The 12526-nt window shown below is 70.1% G+C and carries 15 protein-coding genes; 3 read left to right on the top strand and 12 right to left on the bottom strand.

Features of this window, described 5'->3' with window-relative positions; translation table 11 throughout:
- Nucleotides 1-10: 10 nt before the first annotated feature.
- The 5 genes from PV679_RS21935 to PV679_RS21915 all read right to left on the bottom strand — a co-directional run bounded on the left by PV679_RS21935 (nucleotide 11) and on the right by PV679_RS21915 (nucleotide 4116).
- Nucleotides 11-448, bottom strand: a complete 438-nt coding sequence (locus tag PV679_RS21935) for a Fur family transcriptional regulator (RefSeq protein WP_319682054.1) — start codon at nucleotides 446-448, stop codon at nucleotides 11-13.
- A 120-nt stretch (nucleotides 449-568) separates the two neighbouring features.
- The gene (locus tag PV679_RS21930) at nucleotides 569-1141 is read right to left on the bottom strand and encodes an FABP family protein (protein WP_319682053.1); all 573 of its coding nucleotides are present in this window, start codon (nucleotides 1139-1141) and stop codon (nucleotides 569-571) included.
- 271 nt (nucleotides 1142-1412) lie between these two features.
- A complete protein-coding gene (locus tag PV679_RS21925) occupies nucleotides 1413-2396 on the bottom strand; it encodes a hypothetical protein (RefSeq protein ID WP_319682052.1) in 984 nt (327 codons plus the stop codon).
- Nucleotides 2393-3313, bottom strand: coding sequence for a hypothetical protein (locus PV679_RS21920; protein ID WP_319682051.1), 921 nt, complete (start codon nucleotides 3311-3313; stop codon nucleotides 2393-2395). Before PV679_RS21920 ends, PV679_RS21925 begins: the two co-directional genes overlap by 4 nt.
- The gene (locus PV679_RS21915) at nucleotides 3310-4116 is read right to left on the bottom strand and encodes a hypothetical protein (RefSeq protein WP_319682050.1); all 807 of its coding nucleotides are present in this window, start codon (nucleotides 4114-4116) and stop codon (nucleotides 3310-3312) included. The genes PV679_RS21920 and PV679_RS21915 overlap by 4 nt, the downstream gene beginning before the upstream one ends.
- Before the next feature lie 107 nt (nucleotides 4117-4223).
- On the opposite strand from PV679_RS21915, the gene PV679_RS21910 reads away from it, so the two are divergent.
- Nucleotides 4224-4592 carry a DsrE family protein gene (locus PV679_RS21910; protein WP_319682049.1) on the top strand — a complete coding sequence of 123 codons (369 nt, stop codon included), beginning with the start codon at nucleotides 4224-4226 and terminating at the stop codon, nucleotides 4590-4592.
- 104 nt (nucleotides 4593-4696) lie between these two features.
- On the opposite strand, the gene PV679_RS21905 is transcribed toward PV679_RS21910, so the two are convergent.
- The 7 genes from PV679_RS21905 to PV679_RS21875 form a co-directional block, all read right to left on the bottom strand.
- Nucleotides 4697-4987 carry a DUF3099 domain-containing protein gene (locus tag PV679_RS21905; protein WP_319682048.1) on the bottom strand — a complete coding sequence of 97 codons (291 nt, stop codon included), beginning with the start codon at nucleotides 4985-4987 and terminating at the stop codon, nucleotides 4697-4699.
- A 166-nt stretch (nucleotides 4988-5153) separates the two neighbouring features.
- A complete protein-coding gene (locus PV679_RS21900; RefSeq protein ID WP_014047432.1) occupies nucleotides 5154-5441 on the bottom strand; it encodes a DUF1416 domain-containing protein in 288 nt (95 codons plus the stop codon).
- Between the two features lie 29 nt (nucleotides 5442-5470).
- Nucleotides 5471-6310, bottom strand: a complete 840-nt coding sequence (locus PV679_RS21895; protein ID WP_319682047.1) for a sulfurtransferase — start codon at nucleotides 6308-6310, stop codon at nucleotides 5471-5473.
- Between the two features lie 520 nt (nucleotides 6311-6830).
- Complete coding sequence (locus tag PV679_RS21890; RefSeq protein WP_319682046.1) at nucleotides 6831-7580, bottom strand: DUF2993 domain-containing protein; 750 nt, start codon at nucleotides 7578-7580, stop codon at nucleotides 6831-6833.
- A gap of 134 nt (nucleotides 7581-7714) precedes the next feature.
- Nucleotides 7715-8995, bottom strand: a complete 1281-nt coding sequence (locus tag PV679_RS21885) for a hypothetical protein (protein ID WP_319682045.1) — start codon at nucleotides 8993-8995, stop codon at nucleotides 7715-7717.
- A 10-nt stretch (nucleotides 8996-9005) separates the two neighbouring features.
- Entirely contained in the window at nucleotides 9006-9260 is a 255-nt protein-coding gene (locus PV679_RS21880; protein WP_319682044.1) for a MoaD/ThiS family protein, read from the bottom strand.
- Between the two features lie 103 nt (nucleotides 9261-9363).
- Nucleotides 9364-10236 carry an alpha/beta hydrolase gene (locus PV679_RS21875; protein WP_319682043.1) on the bottom strand — a complete coding sequence of 291 codons (873 nt, stop codon included), beginning with the start codon at nucleotides 10234-10236 and terminating at the stop codon, nucleotides 9364-9366.
- Between the two features lie 332 nt (nucleotides 10237-10568).
- Between PV679_RS21875 and PV679_RS21870 the strand changes: the two genes are divergently transcribed.
- Together PV679_RS21870 and PV679_RS21865 are read left to right on the top strand one after the other, a co-directional pair.
- Entirely contained in the window at nucleotides 10569-11399 is an 831-nt protein-coding gene (locus PV679_RS21870) for a response regulator transcription factor (protein WP_319682042.1), read from the top strand.
- A gap of 24 nt (nucleotides 11400-11423) precedes the next feature.
- Complete coding sequence (locus PV679_RS21865) at nucleotides 11424-12446, top strand: LacI family DNA-binding transcriptional regulator (RefSeq protein WP_319682041.1); 1023 nt, start codon at nucleotides 11424-11426, stop codon at nucleotides 12444-12446.
- Nucleotides 12447-12526: the final 80 nt, after the last annotated feature.

The raw sequence follows: 12526 nt of genomic DNA, 5'->3' as shown, positions 1-12526 counted from the left end.
ACTGATTAGCCTACGACTCGCCGTTCGCGGCGCGGGCCGTGCAGTTGCGGCAGCGGCCGAAGATCGCGAAGTGCTTCATGTCCGTCGTGAAGCCGAAGGTCTCGCGGAGCTTGTCGGTGAACTCCGCGGCGACCTCGGTATCGGCCTCGATGACGTTCGTACAGTCCCGGCAGACCATGTGGATGTGATGGTGGCGGTCGGCCAGGTGGTACGTCGGAGCGCCGTGCCCGAGATGCGCGTGCGAGACGAGTCCCAGCTCCTCCAGCAGCTCCAGCGTCCGGTAGACGGTGGAGATGTTCACACCGGAGGCGGTTCTGCGCACCTCACCGAGGATGTCGTCCGGAGTCGCGTGTTCGAGCGAGTCGACGGCTTCCAGGACAAGCTGGCGCTGCGGGGTCAGCCGGTAGCCGCGCTGCCGCAGATCGCTCTTCCAGTCGGTGCTCACCACGGACCCAGTGTAGGCAGGCCCGTCCCGGCCGGGGACCGATCCGCGCCAGTGCGCCGATCGGGGCAGGTCGGGCCTGGTGCGGCAGCGGCCGGCGGGGCCTGCCCGAGGAAGGCGCGGGGCCTACTTGAAGAAGGCGATGCCGTCGTCCGGCAGGTCACCGAGGTCCTTGGCCCAGGCCGCGACCTGGTCCGGCGAGACGACCTTCTTGAGGTGCGCGGACATGTACGGCCGCAGCGGGACGTCGGGCGTGGACTTCTCGCCCACCCACATCAGGTCGCCCTTCACATAGCCGTAGAGCCGCTTGCCACCGCTGTACGGGCCGGAGGCCGCCGTACGCGCCACCGCGTCGGTGACCAGGTCGATCTGCGGCTTCTGGTCGGCCAGCTCGCCGTACCAGACCTCCACGACACCCTGGTCACGGACCATCACGACCTCGACCTTGCGGTCCTTGTCGATCCGCCAGAAGCCCGACTCGGACTCGATCGGCCGGACCTTCTTGCCCTCGGCGTCCAGTGCCCAGGTGTGGGACACGTACTCGACGAAGTCCCTGCCGTCATGGCTGAAGGTGACTTCCTGGCCGAAATTGGCCTTCTCCTCGCCGGGAAAGTCAAAGACGCCGACGCCTTCCCAGTCGCCGAGGAGGAAGACGAGCGGAACAAGGTCCGGGTGCAGGTCGGACGGAATCTCGATCATGAGCAGCTCAGGCGATCTGTAGTGGTGAGAGGGCAGGCGCGGGCGAGGGCCGGACGCCGGTGCGCGGGCGCGACAGGGTCAGCGCTGGCCCTGGTACAGCTTCTTCACGGTCAGAGCGGCGAAGGCGAGCACGCCGACACAGACGAGGACCAGCAGGGCAGTGAAAAAGTCCTCAAGCACGGAGGCTCCTCGGATGAGTGATGCGGACGGGAAGGGCCGGGCCCCAGCCTAATGGGTGGGAACCCGGCCCTCTCGATGAGGTGCTGCCCGCTCAGCCGAGGAGCTGGTTCTGCAGGATCAGCGTCTGGTGGAACGGCACACCGGCGGCGCCGCCCTTCCGCTCCTGGACGACCAGCGCGAGGGTGTCACCGGCCAGCACATACGCCTGGCGGACCTGCGTATCGCCGTACGGCTTGGGCTCCGCGTACACATAGCTCGTGGTGTCCTCCACGGCTCCGGCGGTGTCGGACCACTCTTCGTCCAGCTCGGTGGTGGGCGCGGCGGCCAGCGGCACACCGGCGACCAGCCCGGCGAGCACCTGCCGGTCCTTGAAGCCCTCCGCGAACGCGACCGAGTCGAAACGCAGCAGATAGACGCGTGAGCTGGTGCCGTCGGGCATCGTCCAGCCGCGCGCCGCGATATGCCGTACGGCGTAGTCGCGCAGCCCCGTCCCGAGATCGGCGCGCTTCTCCGGCGCGTACTCGGACAGATACTGCTCGGTGCTCACCCAGCCGCCGGTCAGCTTCTTGTCGGCGGTGGCCCCGGCCGGAGCGGGCAGCAGCAGATCGCGCAGATCGGCGTGGTGGATCTCCGCCGTGTTGGCCTCGTTGAACGGGCGCGGAGAACCGGCCGGCAGCGCGGGCAGGGTGAGCCGCGGATAGTCCCAGCGGCCGTCGCTCCGTGTGGCGAGGCCGGGGACGTCGGTGCGCTCCATGCCGGTGATGGAGAAGGCGACGCCGGTGCCGAGGCCACCGCAGACCAGCACGGCGGCGGTCCAGCGCGCGACCGCGCGCAGCACCCGGCGGGGCGGCCCGGGCGGTCGCGGAGGCCCGTCGGGAAGGGCGCCTGGTTCCGGCCACGAGAGGCCGGCGGCCGGTGGCACCGGCGGCCGGTCCGGCAGCGGCGGTACGGAGGCGGCGGGCGCGGCCGTGGCTTCGGCGGCGGGCGCGGGCGCGTCCGTGGCGGCGGAAGTGGCCACCGGGCCGGAGACCGGCTCGGGCGCGGACTCCGCCGGAGTGGCTGCCTGCTCGGTCATATGTACTTCCCCGGGGATGCGATGTGGCCGAGCTGATCCTTCATCAGATCGGCCACGGCGGACGTGTCGAGCGGCTTCGTGCCGTACGCGACGATGTGGACGGTCAGTTCGCCGTCGTACGCCACGCACTCCATCCCGTCGAGGTCGGTCTTGGTGTTCTTGGGAGCCAGGAAGCAGGCGGCCTTCTTGTGGCCCTCGACGGCCGGGCCCTTGCGCGTGCCGGGACGCTGCGACTGGCTCTTGTACCAGTTGTGGACGGCTTCGCGGTCCGTGATCCGCATGACGTAGATCTCGGCGACGAGATCGTTCGAATCCGCGGTGTACGAGCGCGAGGCGAGGCCCTTGACACCGAGCTTGTCGATCTCCTTGTTGAGCTCTCGCCGTATCTTGCCGGAGAGCCCTTCACCGATCGACTTCATGAGCGTCGTCGCCTGCTTGGCGGTCAGCTCGTCGTCGTTGCCGAACTCTCCGATGTCGGGACCGAGGCGGAAGCCGTCGGGCACGGGCAGCAGTTTCCGGCTGAGGTCGGTGTCGGTCCGGCCCTTGCCGATGTCACCGGCCGGGTCCGGGTCCGGCTTGGCGGCCGTCTTCTTCCAGACGGTGGTGGGTGCGGTCTTGTCGGCCCGGTCGACGGTGTTCTTGGTGTACGCGATCCCGCCGCCCGCGGCTCCGAGGACAAGAACGGCGGGCAGTACGGTCCCGACGAGCCGCCGCGCGAGCGTGCGCCGGGACGGCGCTGCCGGAGACGCGGGAGCGCCGTCCGTACCGGCCACCGGCTCGGCCGGGAGCACCGGCTCGACCGGGGCCTGAGGCTCGGCAGGCGGTTCGACCGGGACCGGCGGCTCAACCGGCGGCTCAACCGGAGCGGGCTCGGCCGCCGGCTCCTGGGACGTCTGGGTGTTCCGGTCGTCGGTCACAGGCGCTCCAGTTGCCGCTCGGCCAGCGTCCGGATGTCCTTCTTGCTGATCGGCTTGGTGTCCAGGATGTTGATCTCGATCATGATGTTGCCGCGTTGCGCGACGGCGCGGGCCCGGTAGGACGCCAGGTATCGCGCGGTCTCCGGACGGGGCTTGTACACGTAGTAGCGGCCGTTGCCGCTGCCCTTGATGGGGTCGCCGGAGTTCCCCGCGCCTTCCTCCGGGTCGGGCATATATGCCTGCTGGCCCTCGCCGTGGTCGACGGCGCCCATGGTCGAGCCGTCCTGGAACTGCACGAGCACGATGTTCGTCACGCGGTACTCGTCCTGCTCCCAGCTCGTGACCGCGATCCGGCGCAGGTCCGCGGAGGCCAGCTCCTCGAACATGTAGTCCTCGCTCTCGAAGTCGAGGGCGTAGCCGCTGAGCGAGAGCCAGCCGTCGCCGACCCCGTACGCGGCGCCGTCACGCGCGCCGGAGGGCTTGGTGAGCAGCAGCTTGTGCAGATCGCCGTCCGTCCTGACCCGGTTGTCCTCCTTGGCGGACAGCGGATCCGCTTCCTTGCCCTTCGGAAGAGACTTGGCGGGATACGCCAGGCCCGGCTGGGAGAGCGCCGCGAGCGGGGTCGGCGCGCGGTCGGCCTGCACCGTGTAACCGACGGCGACTCCGCCGACGACACCGAGCACCGCGGCGGCGGCGATCAGCAGGATCGTACGGCCGCGTCGGCGCGGCGGCCGCGTCGGCCGGGCCGGAGCAGGCTGAGGCTCCGGAAAGCCCACCGGCTCCGGAGCTGGCAATGATTCCAAAAGAGGGTCCCCCCACGAGACCTGAGGCGCGGATTCCGTTATCCGCGCACAGACCTGACCCATGAACGCGAGGTGGGGTTGTACGGCGGCGGATTACAGTTCGGCATATGCAATCGGCGAAGAAGCTCGTGATCAAAGTGACCGCCGGGTCCGACGCCCCGGAACGCTGCTCTCAGGCCTTCACGGTGGCCGCGGTCGCCGTGGCCAGCGGAGTGGAGGTCTCGCTCTGGCTGACGGGTGAGTCCGCGTGGTTCGCGCTGCCCGGACGGGCCGCGGAGTTCGAGCTGCCGCACTCCGCGCCGCTGCCGGATCTGATCGAGTCGATCCAGGCCGGCGGCCGGATCACGCTGTGCACGCAGTGCGCGGCGCGGCGCGACATCGCGGAGAAGGATGTGCTGGAAGGAGTACGGATCGCCGGCGCGCAGGTCTTCGTCAGCGAGATCATGGCCGACGGCGTGCAGGCACTCGTCTACTGATCCGGCGCGCGGCCATCCCTCGCGCGTTCGTCCACCGACCGCGCGCTGAGCGAGTCGGGCCGGGCGGTGATGCCGCGCGCCCGCTCAATGAATCCCGTGCGCGTCTACAGGTCCTGTCTGCGCCCGCCGGACGGTGGCTTGTCGCGCTTCTTGCCGTCCAGTTCGTCCCACCACTCGTCCGACTTGGGGTCTCCGGTCGGGTCGTCCCACCAGCGGTCGTCCTTGCCGCGCGCGTTTCCGACCATCGCCGCGATCGGCGGGATGATCATGGCGACGACACAGAGTCCGACAGCGGCCGGGACCGACCAGAGCCTGACGAAGGCCCAGGCCGAGATGAAGATGGCCAGGCACCCGCCCATCAACAGGAAGTACCAACGACGCCGTCGCGTGTACATGCTTCCAGCGTACGACCGAACCGCTCGGAGAGAACCTCACGAGCGAAGGCTCCGGGCCGGGCCTCCCGCGTGCGTCGGCCGCCACCGGAGCGGCTCGGAGGGCCGCACCCGTTCCAGTGAGCGTCCAACTCCCTGGGGTGCGGCCCTCCGGCCGGTTGAGACGAACTCAGACCGCGATCGCGACCTCGGAGAGACCACCGGTCTGCGCGACGACCGTACGGTCCGCGGTGCCGCCGGGGACGAGCGCGCGCAGCGTCCAGGTGCCCTCGGCCGCGTAGAAGCGGAACTGCCCGGTCGCCGAGGTCGGGACCTCGGCGGTGAACTCGCCGGTCGAGTCCAGCAGACGCACGTAACCGGTGACGGGCTCGCCGTCACGGGTCACGGAACCCTGGATGGTGGTTTCACCGGGCTTGATCGTCGAGGCGTCGGGGCCGCCGGCCTGTGCTCCACACATACTGTTCAGTCCTCCGGGTCGGGGCGGATTTACTTGTTGGCGCCGAGCTCGATCGGCACACCGATGAGCGAGCCGTACTCGGTCCACGAGCCGTCGTAGTTCCTGACGTTCTCGACACCGAGCAGCTCGTGCAGCACGAACCAGGTCAGCGCGGACCGCTCGCCGATGCGGCAGTACGCGATGGTGTCCTTCGCCAGGTCGACCTGCTCGTCGGTGTACAGCTCCTTGAGCTCGTCGTCCGACTTGAAGGTGCCGTCGTCGTTGGCGTTCTTCGACCACGGGATGTTGCGGGCGGTCGGGATGTGGCCCGGACGCTGCGACTGCTCCTGCGGGAGGTGCGCCGGAGCGAGCAGCTTGCCGCTGAACTCGTCGGGCGAGCGCACGTCGACCAGGTTCTGCGTGCCGATCGCGGCGACCGCGTCGTCACGGAAGGCACGGATCGAGGTGTCCTGGGGCTTGGCCTTGTACGAGGTGGCGGCGCGCTCCGGGACGGCCTCGACCAGATCGCGGGAGTCCAGCTCCCACTTCTTGCGACCGCCGTCGAGGAGCTTGACGGAGTCGTGGCCGTACAGCTTGAAGTACCAGTAAGCGTAGGAGGCGAACCAGTTGTTGTTGCCGCCGTACAGGACGACGGTGTCGTCGTTGGCGATGCCCTTGGCCGACAGGAGCTTCTCGAAGCCCTCCTGGTCGACGAAGTCGCGGCGGACCGGGTCCTGGAGGTCGGCCTTCCAGTCGATCCTGACGGCGTTCTTGATGTGGTTCTTGTCGTAGGCGGAGGTGTCCTCGTCGACCTCGACGATGACAACCTTCGGGTCGTCGATGTGGGCCTCGACCCAGTCGGCGTCTACCAGGACGTCGCTGCGGCTCATGCTTTTCTCCTCCGGGGCAGTGTGCGGCGAGGTGATACGGGGAGGGCTTCCGGGCACGGGGCGGGGAGGCCTGCGTACGGCGCGGAGTGGCCCCGAGCTACTCGAAGGACCTGGAAAACGGGACGCGGACGTCCCGCTCAGACAGTGCGACAGAGCATGGCGGAGACGCGGCACAGGTCGACTGCCCGCCGCTTCGTGAGATCCGCTTGTCCCCGCTGCCGGAGACCGCTGATAAAGCACTGCATACGTCGATCGTAGGGACGTTCAGGCGGCCATGTCACCGGTGCTTCGCATGATGAGACGCGATCGTCCAAAAGGCGAGACGAAGGCCGGGCCGGCCGGCCGGACACCGGTCGGCCCTGCCTTCTCGCGTGCTTTCCATCTGCGGACCGGACACCGGCGTCTCACCATCCGGCTGTCCACCGCGCTCAGCCGTCCGGCGGCTCAGTCATCCGGCGGCTCGGGCACCGCCGCTCAGACACCCGGCGACTCGGACACCTGGCGCTCAGGCACCTGGCGCTCAGCCCGCGACCGAGATATTCGTGCCCGTACCGGAGAAGCGCAGACCGTCCTCGGCGGCGACGACCTTGTCGAGCTTGATCGTCGACGGTATCCCGTCGATCTTCAGGTCGTAGTTGACCACGTCCCGCACCTGGTCGTTCAGACCCGGCACCGCGAGCTGCGGCAGGGACTCGGCCCGCAGCCGGACCGTGTTGCCGCTCTCCAGCGACACCGTGCTGTACGCGGTGACGTTCTGGCCGTTCAGCAGCGCCCTGACCGTGTCGGGGACCTCTATGCCCGCGCCTTCCAGCACATCCGTCAGCGAGCCGGAGAGCTTGACCTGGCCCTTGGCGGCCCGCTCGGCTCCCGCGTAACCGACGGTCGCGCCCTTCGGCGCCGACTTGGCCAGATCGGCGTACGAGATGTGCGCCGAGCCGTTGGCCCGCGCGGCGGTCGCGGACGAGAAGCTGCTGTTGATCGTGACGTCCTTGAGCTCGGCCTGGACGTCGGTCACCTCGACATTGTGGCCGTCCGCGCTGGCGCTGACGCCGTCGAGAGAGATGTCGACCTCGTCCAGCGAGGAGCCGAGGATCTGGGTCAGGAAGGGAAAGCCCTTGATGGAGACCTTGGGATCGGTGCTCAGCCCCTGGCTCGACTTGATCTTGTCGGCCACCTGTCCCTCGGCGAAGTACACCGCCGCGCGGTCCGCGGCGACGAACAGCCCGCCGAAGACGATGACGAGTATCAGCAGAATTCGCAGTGCGCGCATTGCTCGGTATCCCCCACTGGGTCGTTTCGGCCCCCTGACGATCGTGAGCGTAACGCCAGTCGGGAGATGGCTCCTGCCGGAGTGACCGACGTCCGGCGGAGGTGTACGGTTCCCGGCCTCCGCCGGAGCGCCGCTCAGAACAGCACGCGGCCCAGCAGATAGACCACCGGCGCGGCGGCCGTCAGAGGCAGCGCCACTCCTGCCGTCATATGCACGAAGCGGGACGGATAGTCGTAGCTCGCGGCCCGCAGCCCGACCAGCGCGCAGACACCGGCGCCGAGTCCCAGCAGCGCGGCGCCCGAGCCCAGGTCCGTCAGACCGCCGGCCACGAGCCCGGCGCCCGCCGCGACCAGCAGCGCGACCACGACGGAGACGACACCGGGCAGCGGCAGCGCGCGGACGACCGTCGTCGCCGCGACCGCCAGCGCTCCGACCACGACCGCGTCCGGCACGGCGGCGAGATGCCCGGTGGCGATGATGGCGAGCGCCGCCGAGGCGAGAGTGGCCATCAGGCCCTGCATCCGCTCGTCGGCGCCCGCGCGGCTGCGCAGTTGCAGGACCACGGTGAGCAGCACCCACACACCGAGCGTGCCGATGATCGCGGCCGGCGCGTTCTCCTTGCCGACGGCGAGCAGGACGACATCGGCGGTCACTCCGCCCAGGAAGGCGAGCGCGATGCCCTGTCTGGCCGGCCACATGCCGTTCAGCCGGAACCAGCCGGCCGCGGTGACGGCCTGGAGCAGGACGAGCGGGACGAGCAGCGCGTACGGGCCGACGGCCGCGCCCGCCGCCAGCAGCAGCCCGAGCAGCGCGGTCAGCCCGGCCGGCTGCATGCCCGGCGGGATGATCGGCGACCGGCCCTCGGCGCGGGCGCGCTGCGCGTCGGTGATCCTGGCGTTGCCCATGGTGGTGGGCGCGTTGTAGCCGTCGCCGGAAGGCGCGGCGGCCGGTGCGGCGGACTCGTGCGGCGCGGGCGCGGCGGCGGACGCCTCCGGCGGCAGCGGATACCCGCCCTGCGGCGGCAGATACGCGGTGTCGGCGGCGGCCGACTGCTGCTGCTGCTGCGACTGATACGTCCGCTGCTGCGGCTGGTACGGCGCCTGGTGTCCCTGGCCCTGCTGCCGGCCGACCTGCGGCTGGAACTGGGTGTCCCAGGTCTGGCCCTCCCAGGTCTGCGCGGCCGCCGCGTCCGCGTGGCCCGGCGCGGGCTGACGCGGCTCGGCCCAGCCCCGGGACGCGTCCTGGTCCTGGTGCGCGCCGTGGGACGGCTGGCGCGGATGGCCGTACTGGTCGTACGCGCCCTGGTCTCCGTACTGGCCGTCTCCGTACTGGCCGTCTCCGTACTGGCCGTCTCCGTACTGACCGTACGAATGCGGCTGATCCTGACCGTACGGATGCTGCTGATCGTTGCTCATGTTGTGCGGTTCACCCTCCTGCGAACGGCGGGAGCACCTCGACCGTGCCGCCCTCGGCAAGCCGTACGGTCTCATGGCCACGGGTCCCCACGGGGTCACCGTCGACCAAGAAGGAACACCTCTGGAGTACACGGACCAGCTCACCCGGATGCCTCAGCCGCGCCGCGTCGAGTGCCTCGGCCAGGTTGTCCGCCGCGTACGGCTCTTCCGCGATACCCGCCGCGGCCTTGGCCGCGGCCCAGTAGCGGATCGTGCCCGCTGCCATCGGTGCTCCTTTCGCCGGCTCCATTGTGGACGACGGCCCGCACCGGCCGAAGACGGGCCACGCCTGCCGGGCCCGCGAGCCCGGCAGGTCCGAACGAGCGGCCCTACGCCTCCCGGGCCGCTTCGGGCCTCTCGGCACCGGGCGGACGCACCGCGTTCACCAGCCAGTCTCCGAGACGTGCCAGCAGCGCCTCGTCGGCGGCGTTCTCCGCGTGGCCCATGCCCGGCTCCAGCCACAGCTCCGCCGGTCCGGCGGCGGCCAGCATGCGCGGATGGTCCAGCGGGAAGTACGGGTCGCGGTCGCCGTGCACGACGAGCAGCGGCGTCGGCGCTATCAGCGGGACCGACTCGACCGGTGACAGCGGCACCGGATCCCAGTCCCGGTCATGGATACGGGTCCGGAGGCCGTAGCGGCCGACGAGCCGTCCGGCGGGACGGGTCACCACCCAGTGCAGGCGCCGCATCGGAGCCGTACCTCGGTAGTACCAGCGCGCGGGCGCGCTCACAGCGGCCACAGCGTCCGTCCGCGCCTCCGTGCGCCCCCTGTGCAACGCCGCGTGTCGCAGGACGACCGAGCCGCCCATCGAGAAGCCCACGGTCACCACTCTCGAATGGCCGAGCGAGCGCGCCCATTCCACCGCCGCCGCCAGATCGAGGACCTCGCGGTCACCGACCGTGGAGCGGCCGCCGGAGTTTCCATGGCCACGGAACGAGAAGGTGACCACGGCGGCACGCTGCGCGAACACCCGAGCGGCCCGTCGTACAGCCGGCCGGTCCACCGATCCGGTGAAGCCGTGGGCGATCACGATCGCGGTCCCGCCGGCCGGCCCGTGATCCTCCGCGAAACCTGCCGTACACGACTCGTACACCGCCTCGATGGAGACGCCGTCGGCGGTCCTGAGCACCGCTCGCCGAGCACCCGGAGAGCGGTCGGAAACGGATGATCTGCGGGCTTGACCCTCGGACACGGAGCGCATGTGGGTTATTCTGCTCGGAACAGGATCCGGGCAATGTAGCCCCCGGGTCCTTTTGTGTTTCCCGTGCGTTGTTACAGACAGATGACGTAAACGGAACTCATACACAGAAGGAACAGAAGGCACAGAAGGAAAACCCGGCCCCGGGGACGCGGGGCCGACCCGGCAGCATCGCGGGACAAGCACCACAAACGCAACAAGTAGTACAAATGCAGTACAAGCAGTAAGCAGTACAAGCAGTGCCGCATACGTCCTCGCAGGGACCGAGGAGGAACCGACGTAATGGGCAAGCGAACCGTGTATGGCAACAGCCCGACCCAGGCAGGTGGTCGGCGATGAGCTCTCTGCTGCTCCTGACCAATGCCCTCCAGCCCTCGACGGAGGTGCTTCCCGCCCTCGGACTTCTGCTCCACAACGTGCGGGTGGCGCCGGCCGAAGGGCCCGCTCTTGTCGACACCCCTGGTGCCGATGTCATCCTGATCGACGGCCGGCGCGACCTTCCACAGGTGCGCTCGCTCTGCCAGCTCCTGCGGTCCACCGGACCGGGCTGCCCGCTGATACTCGTTGTGACGGAGGGCGGCCTCGCCGCCGTCACCGCGGACTGGGGCATCGACGACGTGCTGCTCGACACGGCAGGTCCGGCCGAGGTCGAGGCCCGGCTGCGGCTCGCGATGGGCCGCCAGCAGATCTCGGCCGACGACTCTCCGATGGAGATCCGCAACGGCGATCTGTCGGTCGACGAGGCGACCTACAGCGCGAAACTCAAGGGCCGGGTCCTCGACCTGACCTTCAAGGAGTTCGAGCTGCTGAAGTATCTCGCCCAGCATCCGGGCCGGGTGTTCACCCGTGCGCAGCTCCTCCAGGAGGTCTGGGGATACGACTACTTCGGCGGTACGCGGACGGTCGACGTCCATGTACGGCGGCTGCGCGCCAAGCTCGGCCCCGAGCACGAGTCCCTCATCGGGACGGTGCGCAACGTCGGCTACCGCTTTGTCGCACCGGAGAAGCCGGAACGCGGTTCCGAGGAGGCCAAGGCGAAGACCGCGGCCGAGCCGGCGCCGACGGAGCCCCGGCACGAGAAGGCCGCGGAAGGACCTCAGCAGCACGCGCCGGACGCCGGACTCGAAGAGGCCAGGGAAGGTGCGGTACGGCCTGCCAAGCGGTAGGTCATCACGCGTAGACTGCCGCGCGTGGCCAAGGTGACGCGGGACGATGTCGCACGACTGGCGGGGACTTCGACCGCGGTCGTCAGCTATGTCATCAACAACGGACCCCGGCCGGTCGCCCCGGCCACGCGCGAGCGGGTACTCGCCGCGATCAAGGAGCTGGGCTACCGGCCCGACCGGGTCGCCCAGGCGATGGCCTCGCGGCGGACCGACCTCATAGGGATGGTGGTACCGGACGCCCGGCAGCCGTTCTTCGCCGAGATGGCGCACGCGGTCGAACAGGCCGCCGCCGAGCGCGGGAAAATGGTCCTCGTCGGCAACTCCGACTACCGCGACGAGCGCGAGGTCCACTATCTGCGGGCCTTCCTCGGGATGCGTGTCTCGGGGCTGATCCTGGTCAGCCAGGGCCCGAGCGAGCGCGCCGCGGCCGAGATCGAGGCGTGGGACGCGCGGGTCGTGCTGCTGCACGAGCGTCCCGAGGCGATCGACGACGTGGCGGTCGTCACCGACGACATCGGCGGCGCCCAGCTCGCCACCCGGCATCTGCTGGAGCACGGCCATCCCTATGTGGCCTGCCTCGGCGGAGTCGAGTCCACGCCCGCCGTCGGCGACCCGGTGGCCGACCATGTCGAGGGCTGGCGCCGGGCCATGCTGGAATCCGGGCGGTCCGTGGAGGGCCGCCTCTTTCAGGCGCCGTACAACCGCTACGACGCCTACCGGGTCGCGCTGGAGCTGCTCGCCGGTCCCGACAGACCGCCGGCGATCTTCTGCTCCACCGACGACCAGGCGATCGGCGTGCTGCGGGCCGCGCGCGAGCTGCGCCTGGACGTCCCCGGTGAGCTGGCCGTGGCCGGGTTCGACGACGTCAAGGAGGCCGGGCTCACGGACCCGCCGCTGACGACGATCTCCTCCGACCGTCCGGCGATGGCGCGGGCCGCGGTGGACCTGGTGCTGGACGACGGACTGCGGGTGGCGGGATCCCGGCGGGAACGCGTGAAGCAGTTCCCATCCGCGCTGGTCGTGCGCCGCTCCTGCGGCTGCGAGTAGCGAGCGCGCGCCGCACCGGCGGCCCCGGGCGAGGACCGGGCCGCCGGCAGCAAAGAGGACCGGGCCGCCGGCAGGAGAAC

It is taken from the genome of Streptomyces sp. AK02-01A (genome assembly GCF_033795305.1).
Classification (GTDB): Bacteria; Actinomycetota; Actinomycetes; order Streptomycetales; family Streptomycetaceae; genus Streptomyces.
The sequence above is the reverse complement of the archived record's forward strand: the minus strand, read 5'-3'. Positions and strand labels throughout refer to the sequence as shown.